Genomic DNA, 21,141 nt, shown 5'->3' with positions numbered 1-21,141 from the left:
AACAGCCTCTTTTAACTAATAATGCAAAATAGAAAAATTATTTGCCTGAAATAGTCATTTCACTAATAAGTAAAGTTGGAGCAGAGAATGAAGAACGAGGGTCTGGATCGTTACCAACCATCGTGATGTTTTTTATAATTGTCCCTAAATTGCCAGAAATTGTAACTTCATTAACGGGATAAGTCATCTTACCATTTTCTATCCAAATACCATAAGCTCCTTTAGATAAATCGCCGGAAGTTGGAACAGTTCCTTGTCCAATGGTCGAACATAACAACAACCCTTTATTCACAGAACGAATAATTTCATCTTGGGAGTATTTTCCTGGTACAAGTTTCAAATTCGTTGGACCTGGACCATTAGGTTTCATACCTAATTTTTTAGCAGAATAATTGTCTAAAAAGTAAGATTTTAATACACCTTTTTCAATTATAGTTTTCTGACGAGCCGGCACTCCATCGCGATCGAAAGGAACACTCGCTCTTCCACCGGGAAGGAGCGGGTCATCAATAAGAGTTACCAAATCACTTGAAATTTTTTCACCAATTTTTCCGGCAAGGAAGCTTCGTTTCATATAAATATTAGAACCAGATAAGCATTCAACAAGAAAACCAAGTAGCATTTGTGCCGACATTTCAGGTTCTAAGACAACAGGAACATTTTGTGTCTGAATTTTTTTGGCGCCAATCATTCTTATTGTTCGATCAACGGCTTTCTTTGCAATCACATCAATAGGCAAAAGTTCTTTAAATGAACGAGCAGAATCATAATAACCATCTTCGTATAAATTATCTCCCTCGCCTGCTTGGAGACCAACACCTATATAACAACTGGAACTCTTGTATGAATTGGAAAAACCTTTACTATTAGCAAGGTAAGTTGTTCCATAAGAATTACTAAATCCTGCACCAGTGGAACGAGTAATTTGCTTGTTCGAAGCACATATTTTTTCTAATTCAATAGCAAGTTTAGTTTTTTCGGAAGGAGATACTTTTTCTGCTGCATCATCATATAATTTCAATTTTTCAATGTTGAAATCAATTTTTTCCAACTCAGGAAGTGATGAAAATTCATCTTTGGATAAATATTTTACTTTCTTGATAGAGTTTTCAATTAATTCATCAATAGTTTTCGAAGATAAATCGGAGGTTGATGCAGTTGCAACTTTATTGTCGACAATAATTTTCAAAGAAAGTGAGGTCGAACCAGCAGAAATCAACTGTTCAACTTCTCCTTCGCGAACATCAACAGAGAAACGCACCCCATCATAGATGCTACATTGTGCTTCTGTTGCACCTTTTTTAATAGATTTTTCAACAATTTGCTCAACAAGTTTTTTATAATCAGTCTTCATTATGCTACCCCTCCTACAGTCATTTTATTAATTCTAAGAGTTGGTGTTCCACAAGTAACAGGAACAGATTGTCCATCTTTTCCGCAGGTACCGAGGAAAAATCCCATATCATTGCCTACCATATCAATCTCCTTCAAAATATCAATATTTGTTCCGATTAAAGTGGCATTTTTTACAGGATAAGTAAGACGACCGTTTTCAATCATATAACCTAAATTAACAGAGAAAGTAAATTTACCGGTACCGGAAACCATACCACCCTGATAAGTTACAGCATAAAAGCCTTTTTTAATGCTTTGAATTATTTCCTCTGGTGAGGAATCACCTTTGGCAAGAACAGTATTATTCATTCTCGGGATTGGAGGATGCATATAAGACTGGCGACGCCCGTGACCGTTTTCTTTATGTTTTAAGATTTTTGCTGAAAGCTTATCATTTAAGAAGCCGACTAATTTGCCTTTTTCAATTAACATAACGTTATCACATTCAACTCCTTCATCATCAACATTCAGTGTACCACGGAGGTCTCGGATAGTAGCATCATCATAGATTGTAACAATTGGATTAGCAACCAGTTGCCCCAGTTTATCCCACATAATTGAAGTTTTTTTCCAAACACCATCAGCTTCGAGAGGATGCCCTACAGCTTCGTGAATCATAACACCTGATTCGTCTTTGCTAAGAACAACTTGCATTTCGCCAGGAGGAGCATCTTTTGCTTTCAATAGAATAACAGCTTCTTCCGCAGCTTGGTAACCAATCTGTTCGGGAGTAATAATTTTTTCATAGAAATCAAGCCCAACCCTACCACCTGCATTTCCTCGACCTGTATTTCTTGTGTTGCCATCTTCTGCAGTAGCGCTTACCACCAAGCGAACTTGGGGACGAACATCGGAAATAATCAAGCCCTCACTATTAACAATCAAAATATATTGCATTTCATCGGCAATAGATGAAGTAACACGAGTAATTTTAGAATCATAAGATTTAGCAGAATGATAGCCACGGCGAATTAAATCAATTTTTGGTTCTAACGAAGCAAGACTTACTGGTTGCTGCATAGAATAAAATTGATTTTGGATTTTCTTTTCATTAAGATTAGCAACTTTGTTACCATTTGAAGAATCTGCAATTGCAGCAGCTGCAATGAACGCTTCTTTGATTTTATCAAAGCTTAAGTCGCTTGTATAGCCATAGCCGAATTTATTCCCTTTAATAACGCGTGTTCCAACACCAAGCATAATATTTTCAGAAGCAGATTTCACAATATCTTCTTCGTAAGTTAGGTTGTTAGAAATACGGTATTCGAAATATAATTCAGCGAATTCACCACCTTTGGATAAACCAATTTCAAGCAATTTTTTAAGTTGCTCTTTTGTAAAACCAAAATAATTAGAAAGAAGGGTCTCCCCTACTGCTTTTGTAGGATTAGCGAGCAGTTCATTTACCCATAAATTAGATGTCATAACAACTCCTAAACCAATCCCACATTGTTTCAAAAAATCTCTTCTTGGATAATCCTTCATAATCGTTCAATTTATGTTAAACATATGTTTATATACGTTTGAATTCAGAATAATGTTACATTTTAAGTCTTTTTTTGAAGTCTTCGATAGTATTAATTAAACCTTCGCGGCGAGAAACTTTAGGCTCCCAACCAAGTATTGAACGTGCTTTATCAATATCAGGTTGTCTAACTTTGGGGTCATCTTCGGGTAAATCTTTAAAAACAATTTCACTTTTAGAATTAGTAAGTTCGATAATCTCTTTTGCTAAATCAAGAATAGTAATTTCATCAGGATTTCCAATATTTACAGGTTCATTCTCGTTGGAAAGTAGTAGTTTATAAATACCATCAATCAAATCAGAGACATAACAAACTGAACGAGTTTGCAATCCATTACCAAACACAGTAATAGGTTCGTTGTTTAAAGCTTGAGTAATAAAAGCTGGGATAGCCCTGCCATCACAAAGCCTCATTCTTGGTCCAAAAGTATTAAAAATTCTAACAATACGAGTATCGAGATTGTGATAGCGATGATAAGCCATTGTCATAGCCTCAGCAAAACGTTTAGCCTCATCGTAAACTCCACGAACACCAATAGGATTGACATTACCCCAGTAATCTTCACTTTGTGGATGGACAAGTGGGTCGCCATACACTTCACTCGTGCTTGCCAAAAGGAAGGTTGCTTTCTTAGCCAAAGCAAGCCCAAGAGTTTTATGAGTACCGAGCGAACCAACTTTAAGTGTTTGAATCGGCAATTTTAAATAATCAAGCGGAGAAGCAGGCGAAGCAAAATGTAGAACGAAATCAACCTTTCCTTCGACGTAAATATAATTTGTAACGTCGTGATGAATAAACTGAAATCTACTATTGCCGAATAAATGGGCTATATTATCAGGAGAGCCTGTAATAAAGTTATCCATACAGATAACTTCGAAATTCTCTGAAATAAACTTATCACATAAATGCGAACCTAAGAAACCTGCTCCACCAGTAATCAATACTCTATTCATTTTATACCTTCATAATTATAGATACAAAGGACCTCCTGGTCCGAGTGGCAGACCAAGCAACATCCATACAATTAATAATAGTGTCCAAAATATAGTTAAAAAGAAAGTGTATGGAAGCATCGTTGAAATAATTGTTCCCATACCATAATTTTCGTCATATTTTTGAGCGAAAGCAACAATCAGAGCGAAATAACTCATCATTGGAGTAATCAAATTTGTAACAGAATCGCCAATGCGGAATGCAGCTTGCGTAAGAGCTGGATGATAACCCAAAAACATAAACATTGGAACAAAAACAGGAGCCATTATTGCCCATTTTGCAGAAGCACTGCCCATAAACAAATTAATAAAAGCAGAAAGCAGCACGAAGGCAACAATTAGCGGGATACCCGTAAGTCCGACGTGAGAAAGGAAATCTGCACCAGAAATTGCAAATATTAGTCCAACATTACTATATCGGAAAAAGTAAACAAATTGTGCAGCAAAAAAAACAAGAACAATATAGGAAGCCAGAGTGCTCATTGACTTTGTAATGTGTTTCATAAAGTCTTTGTCGTTTTTTATTGTGCCAACAGTCAATCCATATACAAATCCGGGGATTAAAAATAGAATTAAGATACCAATGATAATTCCATCAAAAAATGGGGAATGAAGTATTTCGCCAGTTTTTGGATTTCTTAGAATTCCCCATTCAGAAAACACCATAATCAGAATAAGAGCAATCACCGAAACAAAAGCGACTAACGAAGCAGCAAGCCCTCTTTTTTCAATAGGTGTAATGTCTTCGATTGGAATTTTCTCAGCATTTCCGTTATATTTACCAAGACGTGGCTCGACAATCTTTTCGGTTACAAAAGTACCAACAATTACAACTACAAAGCAAGAGAAGAACATAAAATATAAATTCACTGCAGCATTAACATATATACTTTTGTCAACAATTTGGGCCGCAGATTGAGAGAGCCCAGATAAAATCGGATCCACAGAACCAATTAATAAGTTTGCACCAAAGCCACCGCTTACACCGCAAAAAGCAGCTGCAAGCCCTGCCATAGGATGGCGACCTAATGTATGAAAAATTAAAGCACCGAGTGGGATTAATATCACATAACCAGCTTCGGAAGCTAAATGAGATAGAATACCTGTAAAAACAATAGACGCAGTAATAATTTTTTTTGGAGTATGAATGACAAGTGCCTTAATCAAGGCATTAAACAAGCCAGCTCCTTCGGCAACTCCAACCCCTACCATAACTGCCAGAACATAACCGAGAGGAGGGAAGTTTACAAAATTATAAACAATATTTGTCCAAATCCAACGAAAACCGTCAGCACTCAACAGGTTGTTTACAGTAATTATTGAACCATCGGATGGATGAACCGCTTGCCAATTAAGTAAATCACCAACAAAAGAAATTATAGCAACTGACAGCGCAAGCAAGCCGAAAATTGTAGCAGGATGTGGTAACTTATTCCCAACAATTTCAATAATATCAAGCGATTTGTTAAATATCTTTCCAAAATTGAATTTGAACTTCATTATTCTCATAAATTATTTAAACAAAACTGTAAGATATAAAACTAATTCTGAATAACCAAAAAAAATGGCTGCCTTTGAAGAAAAGGCAGCCATTTCAATAAAGTCAATAACCGTTATTTAATAACCGTAAATCTCTTAACAACGACAGTATTATTGACATTAACTACAAGCTTATATGAACCACTTACCAGTGATTTGGTGTCGAATTTTACTACATTGAAGCCTGAGTTATAGACATTGTCCGCAACAGTACTGATTAACTTTCCAGTAACATCATAAATGCCTATAGAAACTTTGGCATCATTCAATAAATTGAATTCTATTGAAGCTTCGTTTGTTGCCGGATTTGGAGAAACCTCGCTAATTGTAAATAACTCATCGCTTGTAATAGTAACAATTTTCTGATCGCTATACTTAAATTCGCCGTTCATATCAATCATTTTAAGACGATAAGCATAGGTAGCTCCAAATTCTACATTTCTATCAGAAGCTGAATACTCTCTGAGTGTGCTGCTATTACCATTTGCGCGAACTTCATCAATTTTAACAAATGCACTCTTAATATTATTAGAAATTTCGGCTCTTTCTATATCGAAACGAGATGAATTTTGTTCGCTGGCAGTAGACCAGAGAAGTTCAACACGTTTACCAACTGGATTGGCATCGAATGAAAGCAATTCAATAGGAATAATGTACCCTTCATTATCCGTCAAGAAGTCTGCTGCAGCTCGAACAATAAATTCTGCATCAGCGAAATGTCGCCAATCCAAACCGTAATAAAGGATGTTTTTGCTCAAAGTAGTAGTAGCAATACCAATGATTTTTTGAGCTTGAGCAACATTTGTTGGATGCTTAGCATAGTAAGAAATTCTGGAAAATCCATCATTTACAAAGAAAATATCGTGATAAACTGTTGCAGGTGGCAAATCACTCACTGCCGGTACAACGCTGTTGTTAACCCAACCAGTAGTTGCAACTTTGGATTCTAAATCTCTTGCCATTGCAAGCCCGACCAATCTTTGAGTTGGCAGTTCAGTTAAATTGTAAGGTAAGTTAGTATTATTTCTTGTTGAGTAACTTGCTCTGAACTCATAGCTAATGAAAGGATAAAAATCCTGATTTTGGCGAATAAATTCCTGACTTGCAACAATAACATTGCGTTTGCTACCGATTTGACCTAAGGCTAAGAATTTTTGCCAATCAAATGTCTGGTAACGAGTAAGCGGTTTATCATCTCCATCTGACCAAACTAAAGTACGATACATTGAATAATTAACTGCTTTTGGTTCCCAAGCATTACGCTCGAAAATGTCTATATCGTAACGAGGAACTTCAAGAGTGTAATCAGCAACAAATCCCATACGTTTGAAAGCAGTTACAAGCGAATCATAGTTTAACTTGCCAGCAATTTGGTCCAGGTCGATCATATCGGGACGAGGAACCTTATTACCGTTTGCATCAACCGTATCAATATCTATATGGCTATTTTCTACAGAGAGAAGTATACTTAATGATGAGCGTTTCAAATAGAAACGAACATATTTAGTAAATACATTGTTGGTAATTACCTCATCTGAAGCATTGTCTACAGAGAGCACCATTCTATATCTTGGAGTTACATTTGGCTGCATAGTTTTGAATTGAGGTGGAATAGTGTAGCCCATACCACGTAAATCAGCATAAGTCTGAGGAATCCAGTCATCACCCAAACCATTTTCGTCTGCTAACAAGAAATCAGCTTCGAGATCATCAGTAGAAGTAATAGTAACAGGGATAACTTTGGTTTTTTCGAGAAAACCAACGAACTGAGTGCTGTCGTATGCAGCAGGGGTTTCCCTATAAATCTGAATTTTAAGATTTGCATTTGTTAGTTGGTTACTGCCACTATTGCGAACTCTTGCTTTTACTGTAACAGGAGCTTCAGTCATAATATATTCAGCATCTGAAAAAGAACCATAGAATTCTTTATAAGAAGCAGGAGAAGTAATAAGCATTACTTCCATATCATTATTATAGAGACGACCATCGAATTCAATAGCACCGATATCGTAACGTTGATTAGCAACACCACGAGGACGTCCGTCAATATCATCAACAACTTCTGGTAGGCGTTCGCCTCTGTTGTTCAGAATTGAACCTATAGGTGTTGGATTACTTTTTACTCTTAATCTTGGAGGAACAGTATTTTCAACAGTCATATCTTCGAAGAAATCGCCAACTACCGATTGCAAGTCTTGCCCAGTCCAGTAATACCACTGCGAAAGTTGTAAGAAGTTATTTTTATGACCATATTCGAGGACAGTACTTGAATCAGTAATCTGGATAAATCTGTAAACAGGTGTCTGGCCGGGCTTGCCAACCCAGAAAGCATTTCTATTAAAGCTTGAACCAGCTTCATTTGGAAGCATACCCTGAAAAATAACAGCGGCTGCAAATTGATTATTTCCCAGACTGGAATCCAGCACACCGATAGCATTGTTATACATAAACGTATTACGAGCGTGTTGAATAGCAATTCCTGCCACAACGCCTGTGTTTACAAAATCATCATTACTTACGACAACCGTATTATTCACAATTCTGTCATTTTTAGTAAAGTATCTGGTATGGAAAGGCTGATCGAACGATGAACCACGTTTAGTATAGTAACGAATACCATATTTATTGGTTGCTTCATTTGTTCCATTAATACCCCATACAAGATTGTTGATAGTAATAATATTTTCATCAGCATCCGGGAAAATTTTAGTTTGACCAGCAATATCAATCATTTCAAGGCGAACTTGGAATATTCTAATTCCGTAAGATTCATTTTGATGAACTACATTACTAATTTCGTTACCACTAATGTAAATACCGGTATTTGAATATTCTAAATAGTTGGTTTTGACTTGATTTCCAAGAGAAATACCTGCTGCAACATTTCCACAGGAACCGGTAACATTATGAATTCTGTTACGCTCAATAATTGAATTCTTTTCAAAACCGAGGAAAATACCCATTGTTGAAACATCAGTGATCAGGTTACCACGGTAGATATTATTTCTATTATAATAATTAGTCATAAAACCATTTCTGAGAAGCATTCCAATACCGTTGGAAACAATACCATAAGCAAAATTGCTGATTTCATTGTTCAAAATCTGGATATTGTTAGTAGTAATTGTATCCAAATTATAGTAATTGAATTGGTATCTTTGTTCAATTGGTGGAATAGAACGTAAAGTAAAAGCAGCAGAGTATGAGTAAACACCTGGATCGAATTCATTATCAAATCTAAATTCTGTACCACTTAAAATGTTGTTTGGTAATTGACAAGTAAAGCTTGGTGGTTGATTTAGACCGTCAGTAATAATACAGTTTTTGACTGTAATATTCATTGAGTTCTGCATATAAAATACAATTCTCTGAGGAACGCTTGTTTGCAGAGTAAACAGCAATGATTTATTATTACCACCATCAAAAATAATGTATCCAAGATTTTGTGCGTAAAGTCTCTTCATATGAGATTCTACAAGTATATTGATCGAAGCATTCGGATTGGTTGAATTATCTGCTTGTCCGAACTGAATACCTATACCGGAATTTGTAATAAGATTAACACGAACACTTGCACGGCTACCTGCTCTATTTGGAGCTGGTCTAAATGTAATAGTGCTGTTCGGACCGACACCGAAAATTCGGGTACGCAAATCTAATGCTGGTAGCGTTGAATTTAATGTTGTAGAACCAACGTTATAGTTTTCATCAGTAAGTTCAAAAACAACATTACCTTCGACACCTTTTAGATATAAGTCATCAACAGCATCTTGTATTGTCAGATAGTTTCTCGGATTGCCAGCGTTCATTTGACCAATTGTATATGTTCCAGACAATGCAGGTGTAACAAGGAATGTATCACAAATAATATTATTGGATGGCTCTGGATCGTTAGGGAAATCAACGTAAGCACAAATTCTATAAGTGCCTTTTGCAGGAGGAATAAACGATTTCAGGAAGAAAGCATCAGTAAAGTTGCCAGTAACACCGGCAGGAATATCCTGAACAACTAATGTATCTCTATGGATAATGTTATTTGGTGTTGCTACATTAGCAATTTCGATACGAGTCCTTACATAACTCATATCACTCAATCCATTATTTGTAAATCTCACGATAGGTCTAATCGGACGACCTACATAGTTATTACTACCTTTGTATGGAACTAATACAGTATCAGCTTCGGGTTCCTGATCGTAAACAACCCAGAATTTGTGGGATTGACCCGGTTGAGGATAAATGTTGTTAATAGGACTTTCATCGTTAGCATTTATCAACACTGCCTGAACTTCTAAGAAGTAAAATCCGGCTTCCTGCGGTACAAAGTCTTTAAGTTCGTATTCAATAACAGTTCCTTGAATTGGTGCCAGAGGTTGAGCCATAGTTTGAGGATATCTGCGATGGAGAGAGTCCTGCCAAACTAATTGAGCATCTTTTAATACTCTAACGTACACTTTGTATTCTGTGATTGGGTTTGCCCCAACATTTTTCACTTCGAATCTAATCGGAGTTTTTATAAAGGCAGGGAATTTTTTCTTGGTAAATATTCGTGGTTCCATTACCTCAGTTATAGCCAAGTCGTTAGCAAGCGAAATATAGAAGGAACCAGTATAACTTTTTACATAGTTTTGATCGTATGGTGGTTGATATCTTAATGATGCCTGAATTTCGTATTCGCCACCAACGACAGGACGACTGAACAAGTCCAAGCCACCTGTATTTCCAGTAATAGGATTGTTGGGATCGATAAGAGCCAGATATCCTTTTGCAGCGGAAAATCTATGCTGGAATTGATATGATGGAGCTGTTCCAAATAAATTAGTTGGAAGATTAATTAACTCAGTAATTGTATCTGCACCTGATGGAACAGCAGTATAAACAATATTAGTCGAAGGTTTTGGACCACGTATTTTGTACTGCACTCTGATTGGAGGGTCTGATTGCTTTCTCTTTATTACTAAGCCGGGTTTATGTGGGGCTGTATTGTAAATAGCATCAGTTGCTAATACTGCATTTTGAGCAGGGAAAGCACTAATAATTGTAGGACCCATTTCAATATTAAGCTGAATATTGGCACGTGGTGGTGAAGTTTCATAAGGAGGATCCGATGAGCAAGTGTTTGAATTTCCATCTGCATATCTGGCAAAGCATAAATTTGCTACCGAAGTAGCAGACACACTCCAAGCATCCTGATAAGATGTATTGTCGAAACATACTTTAATTAATAAATTTTTGGTATTATCATATTCAAAAGGAGTTGATAATGTTAAGGTATTCCAACCAAGAACCGGATTAAAAACAGCTGTAGTATACACCTGTGTCCAACCTGATGTTATTGGAACACTTACAGAAGTTAAAGTCGTATTTTGCATAAAAATAGTAAAACCATTCATTGGTAATGGTGGATTACTAGAAATTCCCGCCGGTCCTAATACATTAAAAGCAATTGAGGTAATAGTCCCACTACCACCACCTGCCGCTGAAATTTCTGAATTCAAATATAAAAGATAAGTTACAGCATCGTGATACCAAGTATAAAGAGGAAACGACGACGTAGTCGTTCCTGTGCCAACTGTAATCAAATCAGATTTGGAAACAGAAGTTCCAAACGATAGCAAGAAAAACAACAATGAAATTTGTGTTAATAATTTTTTCATAACGAAACCTCAGATTTATTATTTATAATACTTCTTTTTATTAGCTAATATTACATCTATTATACTAATATAAGAATAAACTAAAAAAAATCACACAAATATTTTAATATTCTCAACAAATATTACTTAATCTATCAAGTTAGTTTTCGGTTAATATTAATATGAAAACTCAAACAATAAGTTTCTAAATTAAAAATAATAAGTTTAAAAAAATTTACTAAAAATTTTCAAAGTTTTTATATAAATTATAATTTTGTGTAAATAGCAATAATTAATTTTTCAAATTAATACAAGAGGTTTATTAATGAAAGTTTACGAACCTAAAAACATCAGGAATTTAGCATTTATCGGTCATGCAGGAACAGGAAAAACAATCTTTTCAGAGGCAATACTCTACAAGAGTGGAGCAATTAATCGTCGTGGTAGTGTCGAAGACAAAAATACTACATCTGATTATCACGAATTAGAACAGGAAAAGGGGAGTTCGGTTTTTAGCAGTGTTATGTATGCAGAGTACAAAGACACAAAGATAAACTTTATAGATTGCCCTGGTTATGATGACTACATTGGTGAAATGATAGCACCGCTTGAAGCTGTCGATTGCGGAGTGATTTTCCTGAATGCTCAGAATGGAATTGAAGTCGGTGCTGAACACGGCTGGACCTATACAAGCAAAATGAACAAGCCAGCAATAATTGTAGTAAATAAATTAGATGTTGACCAGGCAAATTGGGATAAAGTGTTGGATGATGTAAAATCACAATTTGGTAACTCTGTAAAAATCCTGCAATATCCTGTGAAGACTGGCAACTCGTTCAACCAAATAATAGACGTTTTGTCGATGAAAATGTATACTTTTGATGCCGAAGGAAACTCAAAAGAAGAAGAAATTCCAGCCGGAGAAAAATCAAAAGCCGATGAATTACGTAATGAGTTGATTGAATCAATTGCAGAAACTGACGAAGAGTTGATGAATAAATACTTCGAAGCCGGTGAATTATCAGAAGATGAAATAATCAAAGGATTAAAAAATGCAATTAAAACCCGTGGTATTTTCCCATTATTATGTACATCCGGGAAAAATTTAGCTGGGATAACAAGATTTTTAGACTTTGTGGTTGACTATATTCCATCACCATTAGAGCTGCCAGTATATACAGAGAACGGTTCAACAGAAGTTTCAACAGATATTACAAAGCCGGCTTCTTTGTTTATTTTCAAGATGTTTTCTGATGCAAAAACTGGTGATATGACATTTTTCCGAGTTCATACAGGAAAAGTACGTTCCGGACTTGACATGATTAACAGTAATCGCGGGCAAAGCGAACGAATTGGACAAGTATATACAGTATGCGGAAAGAAAAGAACTGAGGTTGCAGAAATACCCGCAGGAGACATTGGTGCAACTGTAAAATTAAAAACTACAAATATTAATGATACATTAGCTGAAAAGAACTTCAATGTTGTTTACAGAAAAGTAGAATATCCGAATCCAAAAGTTCGTACAGCAGTAGTTCCAAAAACCAAAGGCGAAGAAGAAAAAGTTGGTATGGGATTGAATAACTTGCATTCAGAAGACCCAACTGTTGTTATAGAACATTCACAAGAACTTCGCCAAACAATTGTTTATGCACAAGGCGAACTTCATCTTGGTGTGATAAAATGGCGTTTAGCAAATCGTTATAAGGTTGAAGCCGACTTTATTGAACCACGTGTGCCATATCGTGAAACAATACAAAAACCTGCCCGCGGTATGTATCGCCATAAGAAACAATCTGGTGGTGCAGGACAATTTGCAGAAGTGCATATGTTAATTGAGCCTTGGGTAGAAAATATGCCCGACCCGGCTGGACTAACAGTTCGCGGGAAGGAATTAATCCAGCTCGATTGGGGTGGAGTGCTCGAATATGTGAACTGTATTGTTGGCGGTGTAATTGATGCACGTTTTATGCCGGCAATTCTTAAAGGTATTATGGAAAAAATGCAAGAAGGACCTCTGACAGGTTCTTATGTTCGTGATATCAGAGTGTCTATATTCGATGGGAAAATGCACCCCGTAGATTCAAACGAAGCTGCATTTAAAACTGCTGGTATGATGGCATTCAAAGAAACATTTGTTCAGGCTGCTCCAAAAATCTTAGAACCTATTTATGAACTGGATATAAAAGTTCCGGAAGAATTTATGGGCGATGTAATGAGCGATTTGCCATCGCGTCGTGGTTTGATTCTTGGAATTGATAGTGAAGGCAAATACCAAAAGATAAAAGCACGGATGCCACTTGCAGAGCTTGATAAATATGCAACTGCATTACGTTCGATGACGCAGGCACGTGCTACTTATTCTGCAAAATTTGTTGAGTATCAAACTGTTCCGCCAAATGTTCAACAAGAACTAATTGACGCTTACAAGAAAAGCCAACAAGAAGAAGCATAATATTTGTTGGTTAATTATTATAAAAAAGGCTGTTTCAGGATTCAAGAAACAGCCTTTTTTATTAATCAATCAAACGAATAAAACAAAAAAAGCAGTCCTTAGTGGACTGCTTTTGATATGAACACTAAAAAAAATTATTGTTCAATACCTAAAAGTTCGACTTCAAAAATAAGAACTTCATTTGGACCAATAACACCACCAGCACCATTTTCGCCATAGCCAAGCTCTGGTGGGATATAAAACCTATATTTTGAACCTACCGACATCAGTTGCAAACCCTCAGTCCAACCTTTAATAACACCATTCAATGGAAAAGTAACAGGTTCACCTCTGTCATAGGAACTATCAAATTTATTACCATTAATCAAAGTGCCAGAATAATGAACTTTAACTTTATCGTTGGCAGTTGGCTTAGCTCCGTTTCCTTCTTTAATCACTTCATATTGAAGACCCGAAGCAGTAACTTTTACATTCGGTTTAGTTTTATTTTGCTCTAAAAATTCCTTAGCTTTTTTGGTATTCTCTGCTGCTTGTTCTTTTTGTTTTTGTTCGTATTTAGCTTGTAATTTAGTGCTGAATGATTGTAAAATAGCCATAACTTGTTCATCACTTAGAATTTTATTGTTTGAATATAAAGCATCATTCATTCCCAGCTTAACTTTTTCTAAGTCAAAATACAATTCATCTCTTTTTAAATTATTTCCAATATTGATACCGATTGCATAAGCCACAGAATCTTCATAAGTTTTAAGTTCAATACCCGCGGGCTGAGCAGGAAGTTTTGCTTTTAAAGGTTTGTTCTGGGCATTCAAAGTGCTCAATAACAAAAAAGAAGCAGCTATAAAAAACAAATAACGCATTTAAAAACTCCAAAAATAATATAAATATAATTAACAAATTTAATGATAAATCTCAACTTTATAAAGAATTATTTTAAAAAGAGATGTATATAAGATAAAAGCCGGCTAAAATAACTAAAACACCGCAAGTTTTTTTTATGATCTTCGATAATTTCGATTTTTCGGTCCATTTCAGGTAGTTACCAACTTTATGGGCAAGAGTGCCGGCAAGTACAATAACAAAACAATGCCCAATTGCGAAGTAAGTCAAAAGTGAAATCGCTAACAAAGGCTGACTATTCGAAAGCTGAAATACAACACCCAATACCGGCGCCATAAAAGCAAAAGTGCAGGGACCAAGACCAATACCAAAAATTAATCCGAGCAATAATGGTTCAAACAATCCGCTAAATTTCGTGTTTTTATGTGAGAAACCGCCCCAATTAAGGTTAAGAATATCAAGCATATAAAGTCCTACAACAAAGAATACAGAGGCAACTATCAAATTACCAATTATTCCAACATCCCCCAATAATCTGCCCAATGAATATGTGATGATACCTATAACAGCAATAGTAATCAATATGCCAATAGAGAAGATCAATGATATGACAAATGAACGTGATGTAGTATTTATATCATTTCTTGAAGTTAAATATCCAATAATCAGAGGAATACTCGCAAGATGGCACGGCGAAAGCAAAATGCTCAGAATACCCCACGCAAAAGAGCTAATGCCTGCAAACAGATAGCTACCATATAAAAGTTCAGAAAGCTTCGTGAAAATAAATTCCATAAATATCCTAATTAAGAGTTTTTAGTCCAACTGATTGTAAAAAATTATCAATTTCTTCTTCGGGATAGTAGCCTTCGTGTCTATGTAATTCTTTTCCTTCTTTATCGACAAATACTTGCGTTGGAATAAGTCTGATTCCAAATGATTGAGCTTTTTCTGGGTCTTTGTTTACGTCAATGAAAATCACTTCGATTTGATCAGCATATTTTTTCTGAATTGATTCCATTATAGGTTTCATTTGCCTGCAAGGAATGCAAGTAGTGGAACCTAATTCATAAAAAATAATTTTTGATTGACCGCCAGAAGAACTTATTTCTTTACTTTGTTGTTTTTTAGTTTCGTTAATTTCTGCTGGTTTATCAGTTTTGTTGCATCCGACAAAAAATAATAATAGGGACAAAAACAGAAAAATTCTCATTTCTCACCTTTCAAAAGAGACAACAACTGTTTTTCAGAAGGAACAGAGCCAATACTTACAACCACCTCATCAATTACTAATCCAGGCGTCATAACAATTCCATACCGACTTATTTGTTCAAGGTCTGTAACTTTTGTAATTATTGCATCAATGTTATTTTGTTCGACAATTTCACGAACCTTTCGTTCTAATGTATTGCATTTCATGCATCCGGTTCCGAGAATTTTAATATGCATTGAATTACTCCATTATTTTAGATAATCTTTTATTTCACTTGAGATATAACGAGACATTCTATCATAATTTCCTGTGAATTTCCAGATTTTATCTAAATTTTTCCATTTTACTTGTTTACCATTTTCAAATTTAGCAATAATTAGTGCTTGGTTTTCGAGATTGTATTGTTTCTCATAATTATTAGAAGTGTCGGAAACATAGTCAATGCAATTGAACTCAATTTGCTTGTTTTTTAATTCTTTATCAAATTGTTGATTTAGTGTCATTTTAATTTCATTTTCAATTTGTAAACAAGTATGGCAACGAATTGGTCCGTGAAAATAGTACACTTTCACAAATGATTTAGAAGACGAAAAGATATTGCTAGAAAAGATCAACATTAAAGATACTAATATTACAGTTTTTCTTTTCATAAATAGTTCCTACAAATATTCTTCAATAATTTTTTTACATTCATTAACATTCAGAAGTTTGCCGTATGATACAACTTTTTCATTAATAACTAAACCGGGTGTAGCCATAATTCCATAAGACATAATCTTATCGAGTTCTGTTACTTTTTCAACTTGAGCGTCGATATTCAGTTCGTTTACAGCTTGTTGAACATTTCCTTGTAGTCGGACACATTTAGGGCATCCCGGACCTAATACTTTGATTGAGAGCATAATATTTCTCCAAAATTAATATAACAGACCAAAAATATATCCTGTAATTGTAGATAGAACAACCACTAAACTTACAAATATTATTGTTTTTTTTGTTCCCATAATGCTTTTAATAACAAGCATATTTGGTAATGACAATGCAGGACCAGCAAGCAAAAGTGCAAGTGCAGGACCTTTTCCCATACCACTACCGAGCAATCCCTGGACAATAGGAACTTCGGTTAATGTAGCAAAATACATAAAAGCACCCACAAGCGATGAGAAAAAATTCGCTCCGAGTGAGTTCCCTCCTACAAGAGAAGAAATCCACTGTGAAGGTAAGATTCCTTCATTGCCAGGTCGCCCCAAAGCAAAACCCGCGATTAGAACACCCCACAAAAGCAATGGAGTAATTTGCTTAGTGAAATCCCAAGTTTGGTATAGCCAGTCCTGCATTTCGTCATTGCTTGTTTTAGTTAGGTAAGTAAGTGCAATTATACCTGCTAAAAAAGGAATGAGCGGATTACCATAAAAAATAAAAGATAAAGCAATAATTGGAATTGCAACAGCAATGATTTTATTTAACTTCACTTCGAACCAAATAACTAATACAAAAGCAAAAAGAGCCGAAAAAATAGATGTTATCCACCATTTATTTTCAAATATAAAGTAGAAAAATCTTTCATCGGGAGTTGCTTTACCCCAATTTGCGAACACAAGAATTGCTATCATTAAACCAAAATAAATCACATTTTGATATAATCTATGCTTGATTTCAGGTTGAGGAAGTTCTGCCTGTTGAATGGCTTTTTCCTCTTCTTCTTTGCGAAAAATTAAATGCATAATCAATCCAATAACAATGCTAAAGACAACTGCACCAATTGCACGCGCAATCCCTAATTCAACACCGAGAATTTTTGCTGTTAGTATTATTGCAAGAACATTGATAGCGGGGCCGGAGTATAAAAATGCAGTTGCTGGTCCTATACCGGCACCCATTCTGTAAATACCTGCAAACAATGGTAAGACTGTGCAAGAACATACTGCTAAAATGCTACCTGAAACTGAAGCAACACCGTAAGCAAGCACTTTGTTTGCCTTTGCTCCCAAATATTTCATTACGGATTGCTGAGAAATAAAAACACCTATGGCACCAGCAATAAAAAATGCTGGTATAAGGCAAAAAATCACGTGTTCTCGCGCATACCATTTTGCTAAATACAATGCTTCGAAAACAGCATTGTCAAATCGATGTTCGCCTATTGGAAGGAAATAAAAACCTAAAAAAACAAGTCCGATAAACAATAGGATTTTACCTTCTTTTCTCCAATCCATTATTTACACCTTTTGTCATTAGTTTGCAATTGAATTAAACTATATCTATTTACATTTTCAATTTCATCCGAATCTATTAATAATTGAGGCTCATCTGAGAAATAATCAGAAATCACTTCAAGTATCGCAGAATTATATTCATCAATTTCTTCACTGATTTTATAATTTATCCATTTTCCTTCTTTTTCATCAACAATGAAACCCGCATTTTTTAATATAGAGAGATGGCTTGAAATGGTTGAAGTGTTTAACTTTAAAATAGATGTGATTTCGCAAACACATAATGGTTTCTTCTTAAGAAGCATCAGAATTCTAATTCTATTTGGTTCAGACACTGCTTTCAAAACTTCAATTTTTTTTCTCATATCTTTCATTACATTTAGACATTTCGACAATCATCAAAATGAAAATTAATCATTTAAACAAAAGAATACAATAAAATTAATAATCATATATCGAGAAATATCATCCAAATAAAAAAGAAGCGGCTCAAAAAGCCGCTTCTTATAATTTAGGAGTTGGTCAATTATGGCTAACGAGAAATTATCATTGGCAAAACAGTTCTCTTACCGTTTATATCGCAAACCAAGTAATATGTTCCATTAGGAACAAATGAACCATCAAATTTGAAATTATGCAATCCTGAGGCAATAGTGCCATTAACAATAGATTCTACTTTTTTACCAGATATATCAACTAAGAAAATTTGAGCATCGACTGGTTTATTGTGATTGATAGATAATGAAATGTTAGTAGAATTAGCGAATGGATTAGGTCCAACTTTTATTTGGAATAAATCATTATTATTGTCCACAATACTTGTTGGAATATTTCCAATACCACTTAAAGGAATTTCATAATAAGGATTTTCAGGAGTATTGGCGGTAAATCTCAAAAATGCATTGTAAGTTTTATCAGAAACTGGAGTAAATCGAACAGTGACGGTGTATTTTTCAGACGGTGGAATAGATGAAGGTAATGGATTAGTTAAATTACTAATGATTTCAAAAGCATTATCTTCATTATTGTCAATTCTTAACTGTGTAATGACAAGGTCCTGAATTCCAGTATTTTTAATTTCAATAGAAATATCGGAGTATTTATCAGTATCAACAATACCAAAATCAGCACTTGTAGCAGAAAGTTTCACTCTCGGACCAGTAGCTTCTGGCAATACTCCTGAACCTTTAAGTCCAACAGTGTAAGTTTTATAATTTTTATCATTATTGAAAATTACTAGCTCGCTTAATGTATATACTTTCTCTTCCTTTGGAGCAAAACGAATGGTGTAAGTAGTCATTCCTTCTGGTTCAACTGTTCGAACTTCTGGATCTAAAATTGTGAAAACACCATCTGGATCATTTTGAACTTCAATTTTAGAAATTTTCAGCTCAGCATCTCCCAAATTGTATACTTCGATAGTAATATCTTTGTGTTCTCCAATTTTAACAACTTCAAAATCAATATTAGTTAAATCAGTAACAATTTCAGGTTGAGGAGTTTTTTGTTCACCAACAAACCAGCGGAAAGCATTCGAAAGCAACATTTTTTGCGCTGCAATGCTTGTTGCAACTTCAAGCGGGAAGCCAAAATATACAATCTTTGAACCATTAGGATTCTCTAAGCGAACGCCAGCGACTTTGGAAATATCATTAGGATCCTGTTCATTATAATAATAACAAACCTTTTCAGCCTGACTGCCATTAGGAATGGTGAAGTAATCAGTATATGGTGTAAATAGAACATTTGATCTGTTAAAATCAGAGGTGAAATCACGCCCCACAGTATCTGTTGGCAATCCTGAAACACGGAATGGATAGATAGTGTTATTTTGAACCCACCCAAGAGTTCCAGCATATTGAATTTTCAACGTATTTGAGAAAAAGTTATTAATAGGAGTTGCATATTCTTGAGGCATTTGTGGATGATTAGCAGCAAGACCACTTGCATCGGAGAAGACAATTACGTTTTTCCCATTATTGAGCATTTTATTAATTGCATTTATCATATCTGGATAAAGAAATGCTATCGAACCATAAGGAGTAGTAGTAGAGAAAATTGCAACATCAAAGTCTTCAGGTTTGAAAACAGATGTAATTTCAGGAGTAAAAGGCAGCAAAGCAGTTTTATCGCCATAATTGGTTGGATCAAGAACCATTTTAAAAATAGGCGGTCCGTACATGCTCATCATAGAATTGAAAATCACATACTTAACTCCTTCAGAAAGCATATAAACACTTTTAGTAGCACTTTTCGGAAGATCGTAGTCTTCCAATGGGATAGCACCAAGTGTAATAACTCCAAGAGCGTTTTCAATACCAGTATTGACAGTAGCTTTTACTTCAGTTGTTCCACCAGCTGGTATTGTTTCTTCGGCTTTGTCTAAAACAACATTCCAATCATCAGGAATAGAACTCATATCCGGAACAATAACGAAAGCAGTCTTCACAGGAAAATTATTGTTGTTTTTGACCTGGAAAGTTTTTGTATATTCATGCATTTCTGCAACTTTAGTTGCTGGTTCGGAAGCAGTAATTTGCAGAGTAAATGAAGGTTTATTTTCGATATTAGTTAAATCAGGAATAGGTGTCGAAGCAGCTTGATAAACTTCTTTGTTACTGTCATCTTGGACCCAGGCAACAACAAATACCATATTAGGATGCCATTCAGGATGTAAATTATAAGAAAGGTTAAATGATTTAGTTTCATCTTTGTTTATTTTGAAAGAAGTACCCTGAGGATTTGGAAGCATATCCCTATTGATAAAATAAAAATGCTTTTCCCCATTTGTACCAGCGTTATCATAATAGTGATAAGCTTCTACAACAGCAACTCTAAGATACAAATCATTTAAGTATTTTTTTGAAGAATTAACCGAAATTGATAAATTATTTGTAATTCCAGTTTTTGAGCTTTGAATATTAATTGTGATAGGAGAACTTCCAGCTGAGACAGAATTCACAATACTTGAAAAATTACTGGGGATTGGTGAACTTTTGTATTTATTACCAGAGATTACAAGAGTTGGCACTCCCTGTATTGAATAGTAATTCGCATAAGTCTGAGCAGCTTCGCCATAGTGGTCTTCCATAATATCTTGCTGAAAATTACCATGGAAAGAAATTGGAATTACTTTATCCAAATTCGACTTGACATAATTGTAGTATTCAGGGGCAAGTTGAGCACATGGTCCGCAGCTTGCACTCGTAAAATGCTGAAATAACACTTTACGAGGAGAATCTGCATTAGCAGATGAAAAAATACCAAACAATCCTAATAGGATTGCGAGAGTAAATAATCTTTTCATAATAAAACGCTCCATAATATTT

At 35.1% G+C, this 21,141-nt stretch carries 15 protein-coding genes; 1 reads left to right on the top strand and 14 read right to left on the bottom strand.

All coding sequences use genetic code 11. The features are described from left to right. Positions 1 to 37: 37 nt before the first annotated feature. From ACY2LT_RS01510 to ACY2LT_RS01490, 5 genes are all read right to left on the bottom strand, one after another. A complete protein-coding gene (locus ACY2LT_RS01510; protein ID WP_491815893.1) occupies positions 38 to 1,354 on the bottom strand; it encodes a TldD/PmbA family protein in 1,317 nt (438 codons plus the stop codon). Next, positions 1,354 to 2,820, bottom strand: coding sequence for a TldD/PmbA family protein (locus tag ACY2LT_RS01505; RefSeq protein WP_491815892.1), 1,467 nt, complete (start codon positions 2,818 to 2,820; stop codon positions 1,354 to 1,356). The genes ACY2LT_RS01510 and ACY2LT_RS01505 overlap by 1 nt, the downstream gene beginning before the upstream one ends. Before the next feature lie 115 nt (positions 2,821 to 2,935). Continuing rightward, positions 2,936 to 3,874: a UDP-glucuronic acid decarboxylase family protein gene (locus ACY2LT_RS01500; protein ID WP_491815890.1), complete on the bottom strand. Its 939-nt coding sequence runs from the start codon at positions 3,872 to 3,874 to the stop codon at positions 2,936 to 2,938. A 15-nt stretch (positions 3,875 to 3,889) separates the two neighbouring features. Then, complete coding sequence (locus ACY2LT_RS01495) at positions 3,890 to 5,413, bottom strand: AbgT family transporter (protein ID WP_491815889.1); 1,524 nt, start codon at positions 5,411 to 5,413, stop codon at positions 3,890 to 3,892. A gap of 113 nt (positions 5,414 to 5,526) precedes the next feature. Then, positions 5,527 to 11,109: a T9SS type A sorting domain-containing protein gene (locus ACY2LT_RS01490; RefSeq protein ID WP_491815888.1), complete on the bottom strand. Its 5,583-nt coding sequence runs from the start codon at positions 11,107 to 11,109 to the stop codon at positions 5,527 to 5,529. Positions 11,110 to 11,413: 304 nt separating this feature from the next. Between ACY2LT_RS01490 and ACY2LT_RS01485 the strand changes: the two genes are divergently transcribed. Continuing rightward, entirely contained in the window at positions 11,414 to 13,543 is a 2,130-nt protein-coding gene (locus ACY2LT_RS01485; RefSeq protein ID WP_491815887.1) for an elongation factor G, read from the top strand. A 134-nt stretch (positions 13,544 to 13,677) separates the two neighbouring features. Here the strand turns inward: ACY2LT_RS01485 and bamJ are convergent, their stop codons facing one another. From bamJ to ACY2LT_RS01440, 9 genes are all read right to left on the bottom strand, one after another. Then, a complete protein-coding gene (gene bamJ, locus ACY2LT_RS01480) occupies positions 13,678 to 14,403 on the bottom strand; it encodes a BamJ family beta-barrel-assembly machinery protein (protein ID WP_491815886.1) in 726 nt (241 codons plus the stop codon). Between the two features lie 73 nt (positions 14,404 to 14,476). After that, positions 14,477 to 15,178 (bottom strand): cytochrome c biogenesis CcdA family protein, encoded by a 702-nt coding sequence (locus tag ACY2LT_RS01475; RefSeq protein WP_491815884.1) that lies wholly within the window; start codon positions 15,176 to 15,178, stop codon positions 14,477 to 14,479. 7 nt (positions 15,179 to 15,185) lie between these two features. Beyond that, on the bottom strand, positions 15,186 to 15,596 hold the full coding sequence (locus ACY2LT_RS01470) for a thioredoxin family protein (protein WP_491815883.1): 411 nt from the start codon (positions 15,594 to 15,596) through the stop codon (positions 15,186 to 15,188). Further along, positions 15,593 to 15,832 carry a thioredoxin family protein gene (locus ACY2LT_RS01465; RefSeq protein WP_491815882.1) on the bottom strand — a complete coding sequence of 80 codons (240 nt, stop codon included), beginning with the start codon at positions 15,830 to 15,832 and terminating at the stop codon, positions 15,593 to 15,595. The genes ACY2LT_RS01470 and ACY2LT_RS01465 overlap by 4 nt, the downstream gene beginning before the upstream one ends. Positions 15,833 to 15,844: 12 nt before the next feature. Next, positions 15,845 to 16,246, bottom strand: coding sequence for a nitrophenyl compound nitroreductase subunit ArsF family protein (locus ACY2LT_RS01460; RefSeq protein ID WP_491815881.1), 402 nt, complete (start codon positions 16,244 to 16,246; stop codon positions 15,845 to 15,847). Between the two features lie 9 nt (positions 16,247 to 16,255). Then, positions 16,256 to 16,498: a thioredoxin family protein gene (locus ACY2LT_RS01455; RefSeq protein WP_491815880.1), complete on the bottom strand. Its 243-nt coding sequence runs from the start codon at positions 16,496 to 16,498 to the stop codon at positions 16,256 to 16,258. Positions 16,499 to 16,513: 15 nt separating this feature from the next. Beyond that, positions 16,514 to 17,812 carry a permease gene (locus ACY2LT_RS01450; RefSeq protein WP_491815878.1) on the bottom strand — a complete coding sequence of 433 codons (1,299 nt, stop codon included), beginning with the start codon at positions 17,810 to 17,812 and terminating at the stop codon, positions 16,514 to 16,516. Further along, positions 17,812 to 18,177: an ArsR/SmtB family transcription factor gene (locus ACY2LT_RS01445; RefSeq protein WP_491815877.1), complete on the bottom strand. Its 366-nt coding sequence runs from the start codon at positions 18,175 to 18,177 to the stop codon at positions 17,812 to 17,814. The genes ACY2LT_RS01450 and ACY2LT_RS01445 overlap by 1 nt, the downstream gene beginning before the upstream one ends. A gap of 167 nt (positions 18,178 to 18,344) precedes the next feature. Further along, positions 18,345 to 21,119 (bottom strand): choice-of-anchor D domain-containing protein, encoded by a 2,775-nt coding sequence (locus ACY2LT_RS01440; protein WP_491815876.1) that lies wholly within the window; start codon positions 21,117 to 21,119, stop codon positions 18,345 to 18,347. Between the last annotated feature and the right edge of the window lie 22 nt (positions 21,120 to 21,141).

Source organism: Eximiradius proteiniborus (genome assembly GCF_058546985.1).
The sequence above is the reverse complement of the archived record's forward strand: the minus strand, read 5'-3'. Positions and strand labels throughout refer to the sequence as shown.

Bases quoted from the DNA above. Each gene is read 5' to 3' on its own strand.
- ACY2LT_RS01510 (WP_491815893.1), bottom strand. From the start codon at position 1,354: ATGAAGACTGATTATAAAAAACTTGTTGAGCAAATTGTTGAAAAATCT.
- ACY2LT_RS01505 (WP_491815892.1), bottom strand. From the start codon at position 2,820: ATGACATCTAATTTATGGGTAAATGAACTGCTCGCTAATCCTACAAAA.
- ACY2LT_RS01500 (WP_491815890.1), bottom strand. From the start codon at position 3,874: ATGAATAGAGTATTGATTACTGGTGGAGCAGGTTTCTTAGGTTCGCAT.
- ACY2LT_RS01495 (WP_491815889.1), bottom strand. From the start codon at position 5,413: ATGAAGTTCAAATTCAATTTTGGAAAGATATTTAACAAATCGCTTGAT.
- ACY2LT_RS01490 (WP_491815888.1), bottom strand. From the start codon at position 11,109: ATGAAAAAATTATTAACACAAATTTCATTGTTGTTTTTCTTGCTATCG.
- ACY2LT_RS01485 (WP_491815887.1), top strand. From the start codon at position 11,414: ATGAAAGTTTACGAACCTAAAAACATCAGGAATTTAGCATTTATCGGT.
- bamJ (WP_491815886.1), bottom strand. From the start codon at position 14,403: ATGCGTTATTTGTTTTTTATAGCTGCTTCTTTTTTGTTATTGAGCACT.
- ACY2LT_RS01475 (WP_491815884.1), bottom strand. From the start codon at position 15,178: ATGGAATTTATTTTCACGAAGCTTTCTGAACTTTTATATGGTAGCTAT.
- ACY2LT_RS01470 (WP_491815883.1), bottom strand. From the start codon at position 15,596: ATGAGAATTTTTCTGTTTTTGTCCCTATTATTATTTTTTGTCGGATGC.
- ACY2LT_RS01465 (WP_491815882.1), bottom strand. From the start codon at position 15,832: ATGCATATTAAAATTCTCGGAACCGGATGCATGAAATGCAATACATTA.
- ACY2LT_RS01460 (WP_491815881.1), bottom strand. From the start codon at position 16,246: ATGAAAAGAAAAACTGTAATATTAGTATCTTTAATGTTGATCTTTTCT.
- ACY2LT_RS01455 (WP_491815880.1), bottom strand. From the start codon at position 16,498: ATGCTCTCAATCAAAGTATTAGGTCCGGGATGCCCTAAATGTGTCCGA.
- ACY2LT_RS01450 (WP_491815878.1), bottom strand. From the start codon at position 17,812: ATGGATTGGAGAAAAGAAGGTAAAATCCTATTGTTTATCGGACTTGTT.
- ACY2LT_RS01445 (WP_491815877.1), bottom strand. From the start codon at position 18,177: ATGAGAAAAAAAATTGAAGTTTTGAAAGCAGTGTCTGAACCAAATAGA.
- ACY2LT_RS01440 (WP_491815876.1), bottom strand. From the start codon at position 21,119: ATGAAAAGATTATTTACTCTCGCAATCCTATTAGGATTGTTTGGTATT.